Origin of the sequence: Vibrio sp. YIC-376 (assembly GCF_052353105.1) — a bacterium.
GTDB lineage: Bacteria > Pseudomonadota > Gammaproteobacteria > Enterobacterales > Vibrionaceae > Vibrio.
In genome coordinates this window covers 14,769-35,843 of sequence record NZ_JBBWFK010000005.1, presented here as the reverse complement: position 1 = coordinate 35,843, position 21,075 = coordinate 14,769, and the positions used below count along the sequence as shown (strand labels likewise).

At 40.8% G+C, this 21,075-nt stretch carries 13 protein-coding genes and 4 tRNA genes; 6 read left to right on the top strand and 11 right to left on the bottom strand.

Features of this window, described 5'->3' with window-relative positions; all coding sequences use genetic code 11:
* Entirely contained in the window at positions 1 to 2,565 is a 2,565-nt protein-coding gene (nirB, locus tag WJM94_RS10940) for a nitrite reductase large subunit NirB (protein WP_444494254.1), read from the bottom strand.
* Positions 2,566 to 3,021: 456 nt separating this feature from the next.
* On the opposite strand from nirB, the gene rnk reads away from it, so the two are divergent.
* Positions 3,022 to 3,429 (top strand): nucleoside diphosphate kinase regulator, encoded by a 408-nt coding sequence (rnk, locus tag WJM94_RS10935; RefSeq protein WP_444494253.1) that lies wholly within the window; start codon positions 3,022 to 3,024, stop codon positions 3,427 to 3,429.
* Between the two features lie 696 nt (positions 3,430 to 4,125).
* Positions 4,126 to 5,793, top strand: a complete 1,668-nt coding sequence (locus WJM94_RS10930; RefSeq protein ID WP_444494252.1) for a hypothetical protein — start codon at positions 4,126 to 4,128, stop codon at positions 5,791 to 5,793.
* A 55-nt stretch (positions 5,794 to 5,848) separates the two neighbouring features.
* On the opposite strand, the gene WJM94_RS10925 is transcribed toward WJM94_RS10930, so the two are convergent.
* From WJM94_RS10925 to WJM94_RS10915, 3 genes are all read right to left on the bottom strand, one after another.
* Positions 5,849 to 7,633: an Ig-like domain-containing protein gene (locus WJM94_RS10925; protein ID WP_444494251.1), complete on the bottom strand. Its 1,785-nt coding sequence runs from the start codon at positions 7,631 to 7,633 to the stop codon at positions 5,849 to 5,851.
* A gap of 787 nt (positions 7,634 to 8,420) precedes the next feature.
* Positions 8,421 to 8,494: transfer RNA gene (locus tag WJM94_RS10920), tRNA-Cys, on the bottom strand.
* Between the two features lie 115 nt (positions 8,495 to 8,609).
* Positions 8,610 to 8,696, bottom strand: a tRNA-Leu gene (locus WJM94_RS10915).
* A 666-nt stretch (positions 8,697 to 9,362) separates the two neighbouring features.
* On the opposite strand from WJM94_RS10915, the gene WJM94_RS10910 reads away from it, so the two are divergent.
* A complete protein-coding gene (locus tag WJM94_RS10910) occupies positions 9,363 to 11,669 on the top strand; it encodes a hypothetical protein (protein WP_444494250.1) in 2,307 nt (768 codons plus the stop codon).
* Positions 11,670 to 11,752: 83 nt separating this feature from the next.
* On the opposite strand, the gene WJM94_RS10905 is transcribed toward WJM94_RS10910, so the two are convergent.
* Together WJM94_RS10905 and WJM94_RS10900 are read right to left on the bottom strand one after the other, a co-directional pair.
* Positions 11,753 to 12,184 carry a hypothetical protein gene (locus tag WJM94_RS10905; protein WP_444494249.1) on the bottom strand — a complete coding sequence of 144 codons (432 nt, stop codon included), beginning with the start codon at positions 12,182 to 12,184 and terminating at the stop codon, positions 11,753 to 11,755.
* A gap of 405 nt (positions 12,185 to 12,589) precedes the next feature.
* On the bottom strand, positions 12,590 to 13,390 hold the full coding sequence (locus WJM94_RS10900; RefSeq protein ID WP_444494248.1) for a thioredoxin domain-containing protein: 801 nt from the start codon (positions 13,388 to 13,390) through the stop codon (positions 12,590 to 12,592).
* Between the two features lie 1,091 nt (positions 13,391 to 14,481).
* Between WJM94_RS10900 and WJM94_RS10895 the strand changes: the two genes are divergently transcribed.
* The 3 genes from WJM94_RS10895 (at position 14,482) to WJM94_RS10885 (ending at position 17,722) form a co-directional block, all read left to right on the top strand.
* Positions 14,482 to 15,777, top strand: a complete 1,296-nt coding sequence (locus WJM94_RS10895; RefSeq protein ID WP_444494520.1) for a sensor domain-containing diguanylate cyclase — start codon at positions 14,482 to 14,484, stop codon at positions 15,775 to 15,777.
* Between the two features lie 119 nt (positions 15,778 to 15,896).
* Positions 15,897 to 16,826, top strand: coding sequence for a CHAD domain-containing protein (locus WJM94_RS10890; protein ID WP_444494247.1), 930 nt, complete (start codon positions 15,897 to 15,899; stop codon positions 16,824 to 16,826).
* A gap of 107 nt (positions 16,827 to 16,933) precedes the next feature.
* Positions 16,934 to 17,722 carry a lipase family protein gene (locus tag WJM94_RS10885; protein ID WP_444494246.1) on the top strand — a complete coding sequence of 263 codons (789 nt, stop codon included), beginning with the start codon at positions 16,934 to 16,936 and terminating at the stop codon, positions 17,720 to 17,722.
* Positions 17,723 to 17,771: 49 nt separating this feature from the next.
* Here WJM94_RS10885 and WJM94_RS10880 read toward each other — a convergent pair whose 3' ends face one another.
* The 5 genes from WJM94_RS10880 to WJM94_RS10860 form a co-directional block, all read right to left on the bottom strand.
* Positions 17,772 to 18,026, bottom strand: a complete 255-nt coding sequence (locus tag WJM94_RS10880; protein ID WP_444494245.1) for a nitrite reductase — start codon at positions 18,024 to 18,026, stop codon at positions 17,772 to 17,774.
* Positions 18,027 to 18,155: 129 nt separating this feature from the next.
* On the bottom strand, positions 18,156 to 19,679 hold the full coding sequence (gene amyS / locus WJM94_RS10875; protein WP_444494244.1) for an alpha-amylase: 1,524 nt from the start codon (positions 19,677 to 19,679) through the stop codon (positions 18,156 to 18,158).
* Between the two features lie 307 nt (positions 19,680 to 19,986).
* A tRNA-Cys gene (locus WJM94_RS10870) sits at positions 19,987 to 20,060 on the bottom strand.
* A gap of 227 nt (positions 20,061 to 20,287) precedes the next feature.
* Complete coding sequence (locus tag WJM94_RS10865) at positions 20,288 to 20,731, bottom strand: hypothetical protein (protein WP_444494243.1); 444 nt, start codon at positions 20,729 to 20,731, stop codon at positions 20,288 to 20,290.
* A 265-nt stretch (positions 20,732 to 20,996) separates the two neighbouring features.
* Positions 20,997 to 21,070 (bottom strand) — tRNA-Cys (locus WJM94_RS10860).
* Positions 21,071 to 21,075: the final 5 nt, after the last annotated feature.

The following is a 21,075-nucleotide window of genomic DNA, read 5'->3' as shown; positions in this document are numbered from 1 at the left end:
TTATGCTTCAGTAATCGCTACGTGTAGTATGTCGCCTTTTGCTTCAGGGTGTTTTTCCGTGAAGATTGCCGGGCGGTGTTGTGAGCGCTCTGGGACAAACACAACGTTGTCGTCGCGTTGGTCAGAGTTGATAAAGTGTGCAAAACGAGTCAGTTGTGATTCATCATTGACAGTCGCCGTCCATTCACACTCGTACTCATCTACCAGCTTCGCGACGTCCGCTTCCAATTGCACGTTGATGCCAAGCTTATCGTTCACGATAACTTCGCGTAGGTAATCCACGCCACCTTCCATGTTTTCCATCCAAACTGATGTACGTTGTAATGGTGCAGCAGTGCGAATGTAGAACATCATGAAGCGATCGATGTACTTGATTAGGGTTTCTTTATCCAGATCGCTAGCCAGTAGGTCTGCGTGGCGTGGCTTCATACCACCGTTACCACACACGTACATGTTCCAGCCTGCATCCGTTGCGATGATGCCAAGGTCTTTACCTTGCGCTTCTGCACATTCACGAGTACAGCCAGATACACCGAACTTCATCTTGTGTGGAGTACGGATGCCTTTGTATCGGTTCTCAATGTATGAACCCAAGCCGACAGAATCTTGAACTCCGTAACGACACCAAGTTGAGCCGACACAAGTCTTCGCCATACGCAGTGCTTTTGCGTAAGCTTGGCCTGTTTCGAAACCCGCATCGATCAGCTTGCGCCAGATCTGTGGAAGATCGTCTTTTTGTGCACCAAACAGACCAATACGCTGAGCACCTGTCACTTTGGTGTACAGATTGTATTCTTCAGCGACCGCAGCAAGAGCACCTAAGGCTTGAGGAGTCACTTCACCGCCCGCCATACGAGGAATAACCGAGTAAGTACCATCTTTTTGGATGTTACCCAGGAAATTATCGTTGGTATCGTGCAACTTAACCAGTTGTGGCTTAAGAATATGTTCACCCCAACAAGATGCCAGAATAGAACCAGCAAGCGGCTTACACACTTCACAGCCGTAACCTGTCCCGTATTTTTCTAGAAGCTCATCAAACGTTTTAATCTCTTCGATACGAATCAGATGGAACAGCTCCTGACGAGAATACGCAAAGTGCTCACAGACGTCGTTCTTCACTTCGATACCTGATTTCACCAATTCTGCGTTAAGAACAGAAGTGACCAGCGGGATACAACCACCACAGCCAGTGCCCGCACCGGTTACTGCTTTGATGTCTGCAAGCGTATGGTGACCGTCAGCAACCGCTTGAGCGATCTTACCTTTTGTCACGTCGAAACATGAACAGATAACCGCACTTTCCGGTAGCGCATCCGCACCTAATGCTGGCTTCTCAGCACCTGCATGGGCCGGAAGAATAAGCGCATCAGGGTGTTCCGGCAGGTCAATTTCGTTGAGCATGAGCTGAAGTAAGTCACCGTAATCGGATGTATCTCCAACCAGCACAGCACCAAGCAGTTTTTTGTTGTCTTCAGAAACGATAAGACGTTTGTAAACTTCTTGCTCTTCGTTTTGGTAAACGTAGCTCTTACAACCTTCAGTACGTCCATTCGCGTCGCCAATTGAACCTACTTTCACACCAAGTAGCTTGAGTTTCGCAGACATGTCCGCGCCCTGGAATTTGCTATCGGTATTACCTAGCAAATGGTCAACGGCAATCGTCGCCATTTTGTAACCCGGAGCCACAAGACCGTAGAACATGCCGTTCCAAGAAGCACACTCACCGATTGCGTAGATGTTCTCATCTGACGTTTGGCAATGATCGTTTACTGCAACACCGCCACGAGCACCCACTTCCAGACCCATTTTGCGTGCCAACTTATCTTGAGGACGAATACCTGCAGAGAACACGATGAAGTCGGTTTCTAGCTCAGTGCCATCCGCAAAACGCATAACGTTACGCGCATTTGTGCCCTCAGGAGCAATTTCAAGCGTGTTTTTACTGGTGTGGACTTTCACGCCCATACGCTCGATCTTTTGACGCAGTTGATTACCACCAGCAAGATCAAGTTGCTCTGCCATTAGCTTTGGTGCGAATTCAACAACGTGGGTTTCCACACCGAGTGCTTTAAGTGCACCAGCAGCTTCAAGGCCTAGTAAACCACCACCGATCACCACACCTGATTTACTGTTCTTCGCACACGCTTCAATTGCTTTAAGATCTTCTATCGTACGGTAAACAAAACAATCTTTGCTTTCACGGCCGTTAATCGGTGGAACAAATGGGTATGAACCAGTCGCCAGAATCAGCTTATCGTATTGTACTTCGCGACCAGAATTTGAATAAACGATTCGATTTTCACGGTTAATATTAATGGCGCGTTCACCAATCAACATCTTGATGCCGTGTTTCTCGTAAAAGCCTTCTTTAACCAAAGAGAGCTCGTCGGCTGTGTGGTGAGAAAAATAAGAGGAAAGGTGCACACGGTCGTATGCGACTCGCGGTTCTTCACAGAAAACGGTGATATCGAGTTCAGAGACATCCGTTTTCTCGACCAAGTCTTCAATGTAACGATGCCCTACCATGCCGTTACCGATGACTACTAGCTTCAACTTGCTCATTATAATTCCTAAGGGTTAGGTTCTTATCACTGAGCGCATTGTTAATTGTGAAAGAAAATTAATACATGATGTAAATCAATTACAATTTCAAACTACCCTAAAGGGGTAGAAAGATTTATTTTCGCTAATTACCGATAAAACAACGTAATTTAAAAACGAACCTTCGTCTTTTAACAAGCAAAGTTTCGTCGTTTTAAAAACAATTTCACGCATTTTATCTATCACGTATTTAATTTTTCCTGTTACTTTTTCTTTGAATTTTTACCTTACCAAGCCATGTGGTTGGCATATAAAAATCAATCCTATCAATAAAAATCTTTTACTAGCCAATAGATTGCATAACGACTAGAATCAACCTTCATTCATGTGGTTTAACCCCATTTGATATAACCGTATTTGACATATAAAAAGCCGTCCCATTTTTATGAGGCGGCCTTTTATTTTGGGAGTCATAAAATGTCAGGAAGCAATCCTATCTATATATCAAACATTGATATCAATAGAATCACAGCAATGCTGGATAAAATGCCAAGTGTCGCGGAAGAGTTAATCAAACTTGAAGAAGAGCTTGATAGAGCAATCGTACTTGAGCCAGAAGAAATGCCGGATAACGTGGTAAGAATGAACTCAACAGTAGAATTCAAGTTCTCTGGTGATGAAAAAGTACTGACCAGAACGCTTGTTTACCCGCAAGATCTGAAAAGCAGCAACGATATTTCGATTTTCGCTCCAGTCGGTAGCGCGTTAATCGGTCTCTCTATTGGACAAAAACTCGATTGGCCAATGCCAAATAAACAAACGAAAACCATTGAGATAGTCAATGTCACCTTTCAATCTGAGCAAAGTGGCGCCCTAACCCGCTAGACTCAGTCGTCCCGGTGCAAAGAGTTCGGATAAGACTTTGCACCAGGAGAGAAACCCACTTAATTTCAAACTCTTCCCTATCACGCCTTTATATCTTCTCAAAACAAGCAATGATCTATTTTCCCCGAAACAGTGAAGATGAGGTCGTCTCAGTAAAGACTTTTCACGAAAATCTGATAGCGCAAGATATGGAATGAAACGACATGAAATATAAGGAAATGGGAACAGTTGCATCACAAGATCGAGCCACGCAGATACGAAAAAACCAGTCATCAAGACTGGTTCTAAGAATTTTGGAGGCGCCTCCCGGAGTCGAACCTAGATCCACTACCATAAAATTAACTCCATAAACTCATCCAACCACTTAAAAATTAAATGTATCTCATCACCTAAAACACGAAAACTGTAAACCTGTGTTACACATTGTTCACCCCGAACACTTCTATGACTTTCTTATGAAAGTCATACCATTACAACATTACGTTAACATACCCACTTATAACAACTGTTCTCATAAGTCCTAAAAAATAAATTTTATCTTATATTTCAACCGTATAAATAACGGATTACTTCTTGCTTGTGTACGCACGTATGTCATGAACTCCCTCCAGCTTTGGGGAAATTTGGGATCGTTTGCCTTTTTCATTCAAAGCGGTCGCGAGTCTCTTTGATTTTCATTGAAACGGAGAGAATAAGATGGACTTTAGTAACTTAAAATTCATTATTCGAATGTCGTGTTTAGGGCTGATACTCAGCTTTTTCACAACATCTGCCTGGGCGGTACATGATACTGGCACGTTTGAGCTAGATGGTAACGCTGTAAGTGAGGCCCCCCCAGGCGACGACTGGGAAAACGTTTATAATAATACGGATTCCGCTAACGTAACTTCATTCAAAGCAGATCCCGCACCTCAGACAATCTTTGACGGTGGTAAAAAAGATATTCAGGATGTCTCTGATTGGTCTTGGAAACATGGTTCTGTACCAGATAAAGATGATATAACCAATGCTTATGCGGCTGCATATGAAGTCGATGGAGATTTGGTTATCTACTTTGGGGCTGACCGCTTTTCAAACGTCGGTGATGCCTTTTTGGGTTTCTGGTTCTTCAAAGACGAAGTGACGGCACTGCCTAATGGTGATTTTTCTGGTAACCATACAAACGGTGATGTGCTGGTTTTAGTCAACTTCCCTCAAGCGAATAATGCCGTACCATACATCGCTGTTGTTTTGTGGGATGACACTTGTTCAAAAGCTGATAGCAACAGCCCAATGCCTGGTGACTGTGCTGCAAAGAACTTGCGTCTAGAACTCGAATCTGACGGTACACATCCTGCTGAGTGTGAATTCACTGGTGCTGGCGATTTTGCCTGTGCTACCACTAACCATGATGACGAGACATCGCCTTGGCCATATACACCAAAAGCAGGCGTTCCGGGTGTATTTCCATTCGAAAGTTTATATGAAGGTGGTATTAACATAAGCGAACTTATCGGTAGTGACACTTGTTTTAGTAGCTTTATGGCAGAATCACGTTCCTCAAGCTCGTTTACTGCATCGCTAAAAGACTTTGTCTTAGATCAGTTCAAATTGTGTGGTCTTGAACTAGTCAAGACTTGTCCAATTGGTGAAATTCAGCCTGACGGTCTCACAATTCGTTATACCTATGAGTTAGAAGTAACTAATACAGGATTTGGTGCTTTATATGAAATTAACGCAACAGATATCACTGCAGGTGACTACCCTAACAACGGTAATACGTTCTATCAAGCTGTTTTAGATGCCAACTCTAGCACGACGTTCTCAGGGTACTTCGACGTTGATGTAGCAGGTACAATTCGTAATTATGCAGAAGTAACCGCAGCACTTACAGTCGACGGTGAAGTCAGCCTAACAGCCGAAGATGATGTTGATTGTGCTCCCCCAACACCGGCTGGTGTAGTGTATCTTGAAAAAGATTGTGATGCTTTAGTGGCGGAAAATGTGGCCGGCGTTTATGGCCTGAAAGTCAAATACAGTGGTCAAATATGTAGTATCTCTGACTACGCAATAAACAACGTTAATGTTGTTGAAACACATGATGGTGGAGATCCAATACCAGTCCTAATTAATCAAGAACTGGCACCGAATAGTTGTATTCCTTATTATGGTAGCTACATTCCAGTACCTGGAGATGACATAGCCCCTGGTGAAGTCATTACTGCGGATGAAGTACGTTTATTCTCAGACACAGTTGATGCAACAGCTACGTTTTATCTTGATGGCTCGCCGGTACCAGCGATTATGCAAGTTAATGCGTCCTGTGAGCTTTGTATAGAAGCACCTGAGCGTACTGCACTAGATGAACCTGAACCCGAGTTGTAGAGACTAATAAGATCAATAAAAAACCACCCATATTTGGGTGGTTTTTCTTCGGAACTTACTTATTATTTCCCTTGCCCTTTGAGCCAGAAGATGAGGACTGTAATTGTATATACACCGTAGCGGTTGAACTCATACCATTACTACTAATCGTGTAAGTGAAACTGTCACTGTTCTTAAACCGGTTTGCAGGAGTATATTGAAGCTGACCATCAGACAATAACTTAACGCTACCTTTACTTGGGCTTGAAAATGATACAATAGTTACCGAATTTTGATCCGTTGCAATATCGTTAGCCAGGACATCAATGGTTGTCGTTGATACAGAGCTGATTGTCACTGAATCATCCTGCGCTAGTAACTCGCCCGTATCTCCTCCAGAGACAGTGTAAACGGTTTGTACCGATGTTGTGTAAACAGAACTGTTTACGTCAGTCGCTTGGAACGTCACATCATGGTCACCGTCTGTTGCATTTTGATCCGAAGTCACTGTCATCGTTACAGTACTGCTTTCACCCGGTGCAAGTGTCACAGATTGAGTGTCAGAACTCCAGCCAGACTCCAAGTCAGCTGATACTTCAAACTGTTGTGAATCACATTGGCTACCAGTCGCAACATTTTCAACGGTTAACTGATATTCCACTGATGCACCGGCAAGAGCAGTTTGCCCGTTGTCGTTAGAAAGTGTCAACATAGGTGCAGAGAGCTCACAAGTGTTACCAGGGGATTCATTAAAAGACACATAGACTTCGGCTGAATCACCACTAGTGCTTACTAAATTCAGAGTGATACCTGTCTCTGGATCGGTATAAGTGTTACCAACAGGCAACGCAGGATCCAACCAGTCTTTTTGCCCAAATACCTCATTATAAGTTGAAGCCATGTTCATATATAGCAAACTACTTGCTTGCCCATCTTGTTCGGCGATACGGACTACAATACCGTCAGTCACATCGCCACGATACATTTTATAAGAGCGATCATCTAAAAACTGATCGAATCCTATCGCTTGACGATATTCAATATAAAACCATTCAGGCAGACCATTGGCACTTGTCGTTCCACGGGGAATCTTTAGGGCAATTGTCTGATTCGGGTCGGTAGACTCATAGTTTGTTAATGTGTATGTCCCATTATTGGTTACTTTTTGTACCTTGGGTTCATTCGTATTATTTATCCAGCCTAGTTGCTCTTTGCTGTATGCATTGAAGTAACCCATAGCTGATACGCCCATAACATCGTAGCTATCACCATACTCCATTTCTTTACAATTGCTGCCCAGAGTAACATCACCGCAATCCAACGCATGCGCGTGGTACAAACCAAGGTTGTGTCCTAACTCATGTGCGATCACTCGGGCATCAACGGTGTTGTGAATGTAAGCTCTGGTCGGCAAAGTATCCATAGTACCTATTCCACCTTCCAGGCATGCTGTGCCGCTAACAATATAGATAATTCTCTGATAGTCGTTGACGTCAACACCGTCTTGTAAAGCGAGTGCGTCTGCTTCGTCCCGCTGTGAAGCCGTATCACAAACTTGATTTGATAACGGAAGCGTATACCAGCCCAGAACTTGCCCACTTAACCAGGTCTTGCCATAAGAGTTTTCCTGGTAAAAGCTGTTTACCTCACCGAATACGAGATCCGTTGCTTCACTAACCGAAATCGGTTGATCATTTGGGTTTTCCTGAAAGTTCAACAACATCACTAAGGTGTCTTGTTGACCAGTAGTACTTCCTACTGCATATACATTTTGTATATTCTGTAAATAAATGAAAAACGTAAGTAAAATTAGCAGTCCTTTAGAGGTTACTGCTCTATTTATATTGAATAGTTTTGTCACCGATCCACCTGATAATTATATTTTTAATTATTAGCCATAACGCTAAAAACAAGAATGTAATATATAAAAATAAGAGAATAATATTTTAGACAAAATAAAGGTAGAGTTTACTTATTAAGTAAATCCCATATATTCTGCAGATACAATTTAATCTAAATAATTATTTTCTATATTAAAAAGGAAGCCGAATCATAACAAAATAATCGATTAAAATTCAATCATCTGGAATTAAAAATTAAGTTAATTCTTTGTCAGAAGAATTTTTTACCTTTATTATCATATGGTTAAAATAATTCATTTAAAAATTACACACTTCCCTATATTAAACTGGGAATATAATCAATTAATTGCACTTAGATAAAATAATAATTACTGTTAATCAGAGAGATATATTACTCTAATAATAATCATTACCTAAAAAACTTCAAAATATTAGTGTGGTAAAATACAAATAAATCATATTAATCAATAATTTACATTAAATTAAAATAAACCCATTGAGAATATTAAACACAATGTAAATAAAACAAGAAATAAATGTTATACAGTTGTGTATTTTTGTGTTTATATTAAACAGGGTTATATGTATTAAATAGATATGAAATTAAAACAATAATAGTTTCAGACGGCTATTAAAAATATCGAACTTAAATAATTAAATTATACTTAATATCCAAAGACAGATAATTAATCTATTTAAGATAGATACTGTATAAATTTAGATTTAGAAGACAACTTAGAAATTATTGAGGGAGTACTTGAAAAACGATTTAGATATGAATCTTAATGGAGGCGCCTCCCGGAGTCGAACCGAGGTCCACGGATTTGCAATCCGCTGCATAGCCACTCTGCCAAGGCGCCTTTTAGATTATTACTCTGTGAAAAGAGTTAGATGGTGCCCCGAGCCGTGCTTGATGGTCCGACACTCGGCCGGTCAGCTCGACGGCGGGATTCTATATCCACACATCTTTTTTGATGGTGCCCCGGGCCGGACTTGAACCGGCACAGCGCGAACGCCGAGGGATTTTAAATCCCTTGTGTCTACCAATTCCACCACCAGGGCAACGCAATCATGCGTGGTAACACCACCTGCCTCAGCGACCTTCGCCGTGAGAACGAGGCGTACTTTAACCGATTGAGATTAACCGTCAACAAAAAAGTTATCTTTTTGATTTAAATGGTCAAATCCCAAGCAATGCAGATTACAGAACAATCAATTGGCACAACTATTAGTCATGCCAGCCTTATCTACGACATAGTTCCATGTATTCCTTTAAGCTCTTCCTAACAGAATTTATCTCGTTATTCTTCTTTGAAAACACAAGCGTAATCTTTATACAAAGTCTATGCAGATATAAACCACCACATAATATTACCCTTGCATATAAATCTACTATTTTTCTCCTTCGTTTAGATGTTTCCCATGTAACACATTGCAACACACGCGTTACAACGACGAAACAATTTATTATTTATATAAATCATAAAGTTAAAAAAATTCCGCAATAATACTGTTTCAGGCTGAACAGTCTCTATCTGATAAAAAACAAATAAGTAGTTTAAATTCAATAAATTAAAATCAGGCATATATATTGCGTATTTACGGCCAGGATTTTTAAATCTAATGGAGGAATAACGATATTGGCTAATTTAAGTGATTAAGGATAAAGACCTCAACTTTATTTCTTTTAGATTCAAATTCATGAGAAGAAGTTAATAAGGATATCCAATGAAAGAGAACATATATAGAACTTCTCTCTTTAAGAGAGTAACCAGAGCCCTGACCATAGTGTTAGGTTGTATTATATGGATATGCGCCCTACCAGCATATGCCGTAGATGGAGCAGGCACTGTAGTTTCAAATGGCTGTATGCAAGATATTGCCGGGTTTGACCTTGGGTGTACCGCGAATGATGTAAGAGTTTCGGGCGTTGCAGACGTCACTGGCGATGGGATTGTTGATGAAGATGACATCACTTTCGCTCCAATCTGTGATGCTATAGCTTTAAATGCCGGAGCAGATTGTAGTTCGGATCCAAATATTTGTCTGGATTCTGATGGAGTAGCAGCGCCAGAAATGTGTGGTGACAGATGTTCGTACCCCGGAGACACGACCCAATTCAGCGCTACCTTTATCTTCGAGCTAAGCGCACAAGCGCGTTATGACGTTGGCGCTTACTTTGAAGTTGAGCCAGATACTGCTGAGGATGGAGCACTAACAGGTGCGTGTCAAATAGTTACCCTTCCAGAAGACGGAACTGGATTCACTCGACCTGATGGCACTACAGGGAACTTTGTCGACCTTGATTCAACGTGTAAAGGTGGAGGTTGTCCTCAACCAACCGATCTATGTGGGGACATTGATGACGACAATAATCCTATCTACTACGATATGAAAGGTGCTAAAGCAACAGCAGATTATATTACCGCAACATGTATCGACCCTGATGGTGATGGAAAGTTAAACCTGCCTAACTGTACAAGCTGGCGTCAATCAGGTGCTAATGACTTATGTTACGACGGAACCGATGCTTTTCCAGGCTCGCCGTCTAAATGTAATTGTGACCCTAATTTCCAAGTTCCGATTACTGTCCCACCAGCAACTATTACTGTTGAAAAAACGGCTAATCCAACTTCTGCACCTGAGGATATCTCGGGACTCCCTGTTCAGTATACGGTCGACATAACCAATAACAGTATATTTGCCGTCGTCACGATTGACACACTAGTCGATGACATATTTGGTGACATTACCAGTTCTGGACATGATGGCATTACCAGCACAACGTGTTCAGTTCCATTTGATATTGCAGCAGGTGCAACAGAAACATGTACGTTTAATGCTACCATTACAGCCCAGGGAGGAACTGAGCACACAAACACTGTTACAGCATCCGGCTATGATGAAAATGAAAATCCAATGTCAGACGATGATGACGCTACAGTAATCATCACTAACGTCCCATTCGAATTCAGTGTAACCAAGACAGCTAACCCAACAGCACTTGATGAGCCTGGGGGTCAGTTTACTTTCGATGTTGTGGTAACAAATGACAGTTCCGCTGATGCAATAGAAGTCACAGTATTAGATGATGATATCTATGGCGATATTACCTCGACTTTAGGTGATATCATTTCTACAGATTGTTCAACACCACAAACTATAGCTATTGGTGGGAACTATAGCTGTAGTTTCACAGTGGAAGAACTCCATCAACCGCCGTGGAGTCAAACTGACACAGTAACAGCTACCGCCAGTGATGAAGAAGGCCCAGAAGACACTAGAAGCGACACTGCAACTATCAACATAAACGATGTTGATTCCTCGATATCTGTTGATAAAACTGCCAATCCAACATCATTTGATGAACCGAGTGAAGACGTAACGTATACCATTGTTGTTACTAATACCTCAACAAAAGATACGGTTGATATTAATTCACTAGATGACACTATTCTCAATGATGTTACTACTACTGGTCATGATGGTATTACCAGCACAACTTGTTCTGTACCACAAACACTATTGGTTGGAGATGGAAGTTCAGCAACTACTGCGGATGGCGATACCTATAGCTGTGAAGTCACTGTTAGCGAAACCGGTAATGCTGATGACACGATCACCAATGTTGTAACAGCAAGTGGTTTAGATGACGATGGAGAGCCAGTTACATCCAATGATGATGCTACGGTTACTGTTAATGATGTTCAACCAACAGCAACGTTAGACAAATCTGTAACGTCTATGGATGTACTCTACACTGTTGTCGTAACCAATACTTCTGTAGCTGAGGATTTAGATCTAACCGATTTAACTGATAACTTGTTCGGTGACATTACCTCTGTACAAGGTAACGTTTTGGAAACAGAGTGTAACGTACCACAAACTATTGCTATTGGAGACGACTATACTTGTACATTTGTAGGCAGAGTATACGGTCCTCACACAAATACTGTAACAGGTACAGTGTCTGATGATGATGGCAACACTATCAACCCTTCTGACACAGCAACAGTAAGCTTCTCAGCAGATTAAAGACCTCCATTGGAGATAATCTGAGACGAAGTAACACCACATAAGCGAGGCCAGATAGAAAATTTCTAGCCTCGCTTTTTTTTTTATAAACCAGTGCGAGCACGTAGTCGAATAGTCACATCTTTCTTGTTGTTCATGTTCTTCGCCAATAGCTTGTACACTTGCGCATTTTTAGGTTCAGTATACACAGAACCGCTATCGCTAAATAGCTCAACACCTTTTTCATCAATCAATGTCAAGCGAACATTGTTACGTTCAACCAACGGGTCACTTGAATTTTTTGTTGTGTAATAACCAAAATACATCAGGCCACCAATATCTGATTCATTGCAACCTGCTAAATCAAGATTTATCTCAACTGATTCTCCCGGAGCAAGCTCAAAATGGTTGGTAGTCATTGTATATTCACAGCCAGGATCCTGAGCAGTCACTACCATATCTTCTGGAGCAGCTAGGGCACCGCCAACAATGCCGAACGTAAGAGGTAAAGTCGTGAATAGTGTTTTCAGCTTCATTATTATTCCTAAATTAAGTACCAATATTAAAATTAATTGTTGAATTCCATAGAAAATAAACCTATGTCATTCAGGTATCTGTTTGCTAGCCTTGACATAAGCCAACGAAAGACTAACAACAAAACGATTACTGGCACAAATAATTGTTTGTAAAATTAACGTCAACCATTAATAAACATCTAATAATTAAGAAGATTAAATTTAATTAGACTAGAGATACCTAAATTACCAAAAGCGACCATTAAAAAACCCAATAAAATCAAAAAACTATATTATCCAGTATGATAATCAGAACATAAATTAATAGTAAACACAGTTAAAGTAAAATTAGTTGAATATAAATAGGAAAATAAAAAGGCAACCTATATCGGTTGCCTATACTTAATTTCCACTTTTACTTTATGATTATTCTACTTCTTTTTCTTGTTCTTTTTCTTTTCCTAATTCATTTAACAATGATTCAAAAACTGGATATCGTTGAGCTCCGACTACGATTTGTGGCGCTATAAGTTGATTGTTTTCCACACGACCAATAAGAAAACTCGGTGTACCTCGCACTCCCAATGATTGACCGAGCGTCAAATCTTCCTTAACTTTGTCGGCTACCGCTGGATCCTTCAAACAGTTAGAAAATGCTTCCATATCCAATGACAGATCTGTTGCGGCTTTTTGATAAAGCTCATCACCTAACTGTTTAACGTTAGTGAATAACATATCTCGCATTGGCCAATAGGAGTCTTGTTTAAAACTGCATGTTGCTGCAATGGCGGCTGGCATTGCTTGTGGGTGAAAACCTAGAGGAAAGTCTCGTGCGACATATTGCACTTTACCTGTGTCAATAAAGTTTTCCTTTATCTGTTTAAAAGAAGTATCCGTAAAACGTTTACAATATGGGCATTGAAAATCCGAAAACTCAATGATTGCAATTTTCGCTTCTTTACTGCCCAGAACCGGAAGGTTGCCGTCATCAGTAAAGTTAGGTTGATTAGGTAATATGAGTGGCTCTTTTTTTTGCGGTTTGAATGCCAACTCTTTCATGTCTTTTACTTCACTTTCTATCTTCCCAACCGACTCAGACAGCTGACTGATCTCTTGCTTCAACGATGCTATCTCTGATTTCAACTGATCCGTATCTTCTGACTGACAGCCAAAAATCAATGGCAGTAAAACGACCGGAACTACCAATTTTATTACGTGCCTTACCATGTTATGCCCCCACTATGAAACCGTTTAGATACGCTTAAGTCGTACCTAGTCTTCACTACATGAAAGGTATACTGCTAAATACTATAAATATAAGTTGTTTATATAAAAACTAATATCAATATTATTAATAATATTATGAAAATAAAAATCCACTTAAACCTATAGTGTCATTAGTGCATATAAATCTTCAAAAAATATTACACAAGTTATTGTTAAACAGTAATTTCTTTCAAGTTGTTAAAAAGTATCGTAAAGGAGCGGTTATAAGTCAATTTGGTAAAAAATGATTTTATCTGATCTGCCGTGATATCTGCCTACGAATCAATATGATATTAAACATGTACCAAAAATAAGAATGTAATTAGAAATATAAAAGATTAGTGAAAAACAATATATTCATTAAACGGTTGACACAAATCAACTATCAGTCGGATTCTCTAAATCGCTAATTACCTTAAACTAAAATTACTTATAGAGAGAAAATTTTAAGCTTAATAGCAATATATCAACATCACGCAGAAAGGAGGATTAGTTATGACCATTCGCAATAAAGAACTTACCCTCTTAGTCATTGTATGTATTGTGTTTCTAGCTTGTATTACGCTTGGACGATAGAAATGCATCAAGATGCCAGATACCGAGCACCCTATTTGAGCCTGTCCATCTCATATCGCCTCCGTTAAGAAGCAAAACTAGGGTGCTCGAATTGTCCACATAATCTGATAGATCACTGTCTCTTGCCTCTGCAAGGCTATGTAAGCCAGTTTTCTTTACCGACCTATCACTTCAACGGTCAGTCATTCTCATACCATTTCGTGCTCTTTTAATGTACGAGCATCGATACCAGTCGAAACTCACTTAAATGAGTAATTTTATTTGCAACTGATTTATATTTATGCACCTAGTCTTATAAAAACAATAATGCTAAACACCCCTATGATTAATATGGAAATTAAACAATATGCTGTGCTAATGTAGCGTCATAAAAATTTATAACCCCTATAACTTCAGCAGATATGACAAAACAGAGCACAAGGACATTTTTACCAGCAAAGTCATTGCGGTACGCAATAGTCTGGCTTCTATCTGTGATGGTAGTTTCTATTTTCACTTGTCTTGTCTATTTTTTAAACTCATTAGATGACCTAGCATCTGACGAGCTGGTTCAAAGGATCGGCTTAGCAAGAAAGCTTGAGTTCCGAACCGCCCGTGACTTACTTGAAGAGTACACATTCTGGGATGAGGCGTTTCAGAAAATAATCATAGAGCACGATGTTCACTGGGTTGAGCATAACTCAGGTGGCTACTTGATGCGTGAACAAGATTACGACTTTAGCGTCGCAGTAAGCGAAGGTAATCAAGAAGTTTACTTAGTCAAAAGCCCAGACGCTAAAAACATTAACTATCGAGACATAGAACATCCTCTTATAGAGCTAATGGATATATCGCAACAGTTGGACACAAAAACTAAGTTAACTAACGGCATCTTCCGCATAAATGGTGAGTTGTACCATATCGTTGGCGGGCCCTTTATCAGTGAAGTGACAAAACGCCAACATAAGGGCACCTATTTAGCAGTAGGAAAACGTATAGATTCCGATTACCTGAGTATCCTTGAGAACGATTATCAGCTTTTCGGCTTAAACGTAAGCTCTACCGCTGAAAGGCTCGAAAATTATCTGACCTTATACTCTCCTAAAGGTGATGTCGTTGGATATGTATCGTGGAAGCCACACTACCCTAGTAAGACAATCGTCCCTGCGATAACACTCATCACCATTTTGTTTGCTTTTATCATTACGGCTGTTACAACATACATACTAAAGAAAGAACAAATGAGTCGCGAAGAGTATGAAAGCCAACTGTTTGTAGAGGCCACGACCGACTCCCTCACTAAAGTCAAGAATCGACGCTACTTTATGATGATGGGGGGCAATGAATTTAATACCTGCCAGCTTCGAGATGAAAAATTACTTTCTGTTTTAGTTATGGACATTGACAACTTTAAACAGATCAATGACCAGTTTGGACATGGCGTTGGTGATAAAGCGTTGACACACTTCTCTCAATTATGCCGTTCAGGTCTGAGACAGAGCGATATTTTAGGTCGTATAGGGGGCGAAGAATTTGCGATTATATTGCCACTTACTAATACAAAAAAGTCTGTTGAGATTGCTAACCGTATAAGAATCTTGATTGAAAAGAGCCCCTGCCTTTCTAGTGGTAAGCTTGTCAATTTAACCGTTAGCATTGGTGTTTCTTCGTACCGTGAACAAGTTAATTTCGAAACATTACTTGATGAGGCCGATAAAGCGTTGTACGAAGCAAAACACAAAGGCAGGAACCGTGTCATTACTTATAGTGACGACATGCGGACATTTACTTAAGACCTATGAGAAATTAGTTTCTATAGTTACCTCTGGCATTCATCCCAATCTCGAAGAATTGTCTATTTGGGTATACGCTCAAGTTATCCATAACAACCGGGTTTGGGAGTTCCACGACAATGTTTCGAAAGTCTGCAGCTCGATTGCCATTATATTTTGACTCTGATCTCTGCTTTGTTTTACCGAATTTTCTACTTAGCGAATTCAACTACGTAAAATCGCTGGAAAGAGGGTTATCACTTGGGCAAGATCCCGAATGCAATCATCAGTATCGCGTCACACTTAGACGTATTCGCTCTGTATCCCTCCTATTAAAAGACATTTTGTCCCCGTTCGAACAGAAAATCATCAAACCACACTTAAAGGTATTGATGAAACAAACCAACTTGTTGCGCGATTTAGATGTCTTCATCATTGATAAACCTCGTTATATGACCATGATTCCAGAGCACAAGGCGTCATTAGAAAGCGTGTTTGCGGTTATAGAAACCCGTCAATATAACGAACAACAACGTGTTAGCCATTGGTTGAAAAGCCGCGCATATCGAAGCGCTACCGTGATTGTCGAAAATAGCCTACTTCGCGCACAACATTACGAACTCAGAACCAAACCTCTTTCTCCACTCCAATATGCGAATAATAAAATTCTTAATCAATTTCAAAAGGTCAGTAGAGCAAGCAAGAAGGTTACTGAGTTTAGTGAAGACAAAATCATCCATTCATTACGCATAAAATGTAAATCGCTTCGGTATCTTCTTGAGTGCTTCTCAGCGCTCTATTCTGCTGACCAGCATAAAGAGAATGTAAAACATCTTAAGTTTCTGCAGGACCAATTAGGTGACTTTAACGACACATCGACCCAAATCGACTTTTTTACTCATCTGAGAAAGACGTCAATGAGCCAAAAAGCAGACCGAAAAGCACTTAAGGATCTAACCAAAGTGATAAAGCACCAACACGGGAAATCACGTCAGTCTATTCTTGTCCATATAACCCAATTCGATCAGTTCCTACAGGAGACTTCGGCTTTGGAAGTGTATCGCTCTTAAGCAACGAACCTAATTCTCTTCATCCCCGCTCTTTAGACATTTTGGTTCACGCATTCTTCATATTTCAGATCTAGAGTATCTTGTTGAATATGACTAAGTAAGATACCGTGAAACCACTCAAACGATACCAATACGAACGCTATGCTGTCTTATGCAATCTGGCATATCCTCGGGTCTTCAAGCAAACACGTTATGGGTTCGATCCAAATGGTCAACGAATCATCAGAAATGAGCACGGAAAAATAATGATTCGGGTACTCTGGAGTAAAAATAAAGAAGAGGCCGTCGTGGTAGTGAAAGGCTCTCATAGCCTTTCCGATTGGTTGCTAAACTTTGCCATGTGGACAAGGAGCTGTCGCCGTCTGGGTCTTAATTATCGCATTCACGCTGGCTTTTACCATTTGTTGTTCCAAGAAAGTATGCCAAGTAGAAATGAAGACCGGTTAGGACTGAGTGTTATCGAACGCCTGGAATCCGTGGTTGTACAACTAATACTTGAAGGCAAGCGTATAACCGTTACTGGTCATTCATCTGGAGGCGCAATCGGCAGTGTCTTCGCAGATTATATTGAGATGAAATACCCCAAGAGCATCAAACGCGTCGTGACATTTGGACAACCGGCAATCGGAGATTGGACGTTTAAGAAGCGGTACGGTTTAGGGCATAAAACCTATCGTATCTGTTGCGATATAGACATTGTTACTTTTATGCCACCAGTGCCCTTTCTTTACTGGCACGTCGGTAAAATGCTTTGGTTATATAACGGCAGGATTTATGAAAATACACCGACAATGATCCGATTAGGGCGTTCGTTGATAAGTTGGTTATTACGCCCTTTCTCTTACCATTTGATGAGCAAATATATTCGTAATAAAGACTTTTTTGATGAAAGGTGACCTGTATTAAAAAAGCCGAACTCAATCGGCTTATTTAACAATATCGGGATTACAAAGATGCGATTTCTTTCTCAAGTTGATATTTACTGTCAGTGACGATATTCTCTAGTACTTCCACTCGTCGCTTTAAATCAACTACTTGTTTCTTTAGGATGTCCTGCTCTTCTTGGCTCATTGCATTACGTTCAGAAACCTCCAAAGCTCGCAATTCCTTTTTATGGTTCAAGATAAGCTTGGTTATCCCTCCACCAAATATAGAACCGAACACAATAGCAACAACCAATACCTCAGCAAAAGATTCCATTCTTATATTCCTCTAGATAATGCTCAAATATAAGTTACTCATTTGTTAAATGAATATCAAATAACGTATTGATTCACCGCAAAGTTTCATCAAAATTTGCCAGTTCTGTATCAAAATCACAAGAATACGTTACTCAACGCCAACCCAAACCGAGACAGATCCACCATTAACTGGGAACTCAGCCCAACCATTTGCATCTGTCCAAACTTCTTCGGTTCGAATACCCAGCTTATCGACATAGCGCGTACTCGGTTTGCCCGTGTACATCCACTTCGAGCCACCTGGGCCATCACTCATGATAACCGCCATCGAGTTCGGGTGGTCAGCATCACCTTCACGAGTCCAACCGATTACATCCCAGTGGTCAAGATAAGAATATTGTTTACCATACGCATAGTCTTTACGTAGTGTGACGAGCTTTTCAATGTGAGGCACTTTGACCATATTGATGTCATACCCGTTATCATTATATTGCGCACCGTAGTAATCTGCATAAAATACCGATGGATAACCCTCTTCGCGTAACAATATGAACGCATACGCCAGCGGCTTAAACCACCAATCAACCGTTGACTCCAACGCCTGCAGCGGCTGCGTATCATGGTTTTCAACTAAGGTCACCGCTTTGACTGGGTTTTCCTTCATCAGCGTACCATCCATGATTTGACGCATGTCGTAGTTACCACTCGACTTAGACGCACTGTAAAAGTTCATATGTAACGGTGCGTCGAATAGAGACATGCTGCCAGAGGTTTTAGTGATAAAGTTGTGCAGCTGATTCACATCGTAGTTCCAGTACTCTCCAACCGTGAACAGTTCTTTGCCTGTTTTCCAACGCAGATGCTCAATCCATTCTTGCAAGTATTGGTATTTGATGTGCTTCACTGCATCCATTCTAAAACCATCCACACCCGTCATGTTAATGTACCACTCCCCCCAGTCTTTCAGCTCTTGTTTGACTTCAGGGTGATCCATATCGAGGTCGGCATACATAAGGTAATCGTAATTACCCTTTTCAGAGCTCACTTCCCAATCCCACGCCTTGCCTTCACCTTTGAATTTAAAGATGGCTTTTTCTTTACCTGCATCGTCCCAATCCACACCATCAAAGTGGTACCATGTCCAATGGAAGTTTGAGTACTTGTCGTTGCGTCCGGGAAAGTTAAATTCCACCCAGGCTTCAATCCATTTGTCACCTAGTTCGATATTACGGTTGTCCCAATCTACGCGCTTAGTATCAACCCAAGACTTACCATCTGCACCACCGCGATGGTTAAAAACCACGTCACCATAGATCTGGATATTGTTATTGTGAGCGGCATTAATAGCGCTGAGGTACTGATCTTTAGTGCCATACTTGGTACTCACAGATCCTTTTTGATCAAACTCCCCCAAATCGTACATGTCATACACACCGTAACCAACATCATAACTACCACCAGCACCTTTGTAAGCAGGCGGTAGCCAAAGTGCTGTGAACCCATTGTCTGCCAATGATGGCGCGTTATTTTCCACTTGAGTCCATAATGCACCGTCATTAGGCACATACCAGTGGAAGTACTGCATCATGGTGCCATTTTGCGCAGCGAATACAGGTGAACTCAGCAGTAAGGTTAAAGGTAAAATAGTGTGTTTCAGTTTAAATGTTTTCATTATTTTTCTCTCACGTTAAGGACTAAAACCCTCCTTTTCTGAGTCTAAACAGCGAGCAAAGTCAGCAGTAACACTCACTAAGGTGTTGCCTTTTAAACAGAAAGTTCGGATTACAATCGGAGAGAAACTAACACCAATCTACCTATACAATTATTGAGTTGTTTAACATTTATAAAATCAATAAAAAGCACGTGTAATATATTGAATGGTGATCAAACCGTGTGTGAACTTAGTGAGGACTGAACGAGTAGAGAATTATGGAGTAAAAATGAAAAAAGCCAGTCACACGGACTGGCTTTCGAAATAATGGAGGCGCCTCCAGGAGTCGAACCGAGGTCCACGGATTTGCAATCCGCTGCATAGCCACTCTGCCAAGGCGCCTTAATAAATGGTTACTCTGTCGGAAAAGAGTTAGATGGTACCCCGGGCCGTGCTTGATGGTCCGACACTCGGCCGGCACAGCGCGAACGCCGAGGGATTTTAAATCCATTGTGCCTGCAAATTTCACCGCCAGATCTAAGCAACCAAGCGATGATAACACCAACCGTTCCGACGTGATTATTGCGGGAACGGGATGTAATTTGACAGAAACAGAACCCTTGACCTTGTTATATTCCAGTTGTTGGTTCGACTATAAAAGGTATAAACATGCCCATTTCATAATGGGTTGGTATATTACAGAGAAGCAAATACTTTCCAGGTTTCAGATTAACGGTAAGAGTTCCTGACTGACCGGGTTCAAGTTCGGAAACCTCGCCAAAATCTTGCACCTTATCCTCGATTACGCGTGCTTCATCTGTCTGATATGGAAAGCTTTCATGGAAGTTGTCGACTTTTATCACCAACATTTCATGAACCAAGGTCTTAGAACTGTTGATAACTTCAAAGGTCACCTGACCTGCAACTGCACTTGGTTTATCTAACTTGATACCCATCACTGTTCCCTGATCCCACAAATCAGCGTGGACAACCTGAGTAGCAGCACTCGCGGCCTGAACCTGAGCAGCGATTACAATCATCACGAATGTGGCCATTTTTAATAAACTTTTCAAAATAACATCTCCACGTAATTGATTTTAAAAAAATAACCACCTGCTAATTCCAGAAGTCCTTAATCCGATACAGCAAATTAAATGTAACAATTTATTAAATTATAATTCTAATTTCTTAAGAAAGTCTGAATCTCATAGTAATGAACAGTACTGATGAGAAGGATTACAAAGCGACATCAGAATTGATGGAGGCATTTAGGTAGAGAGAAAAGAGTAGGAATTTAGAAAACGAAAAAGCCAGTCATGAGACTGGCTTTCGAAATAATGGAGGCGCGTACCGGAATCGAACCGATGTACACGGATTTGCAATCCGGTGCATAACCACTCTGCTAACGCGCCTTTTT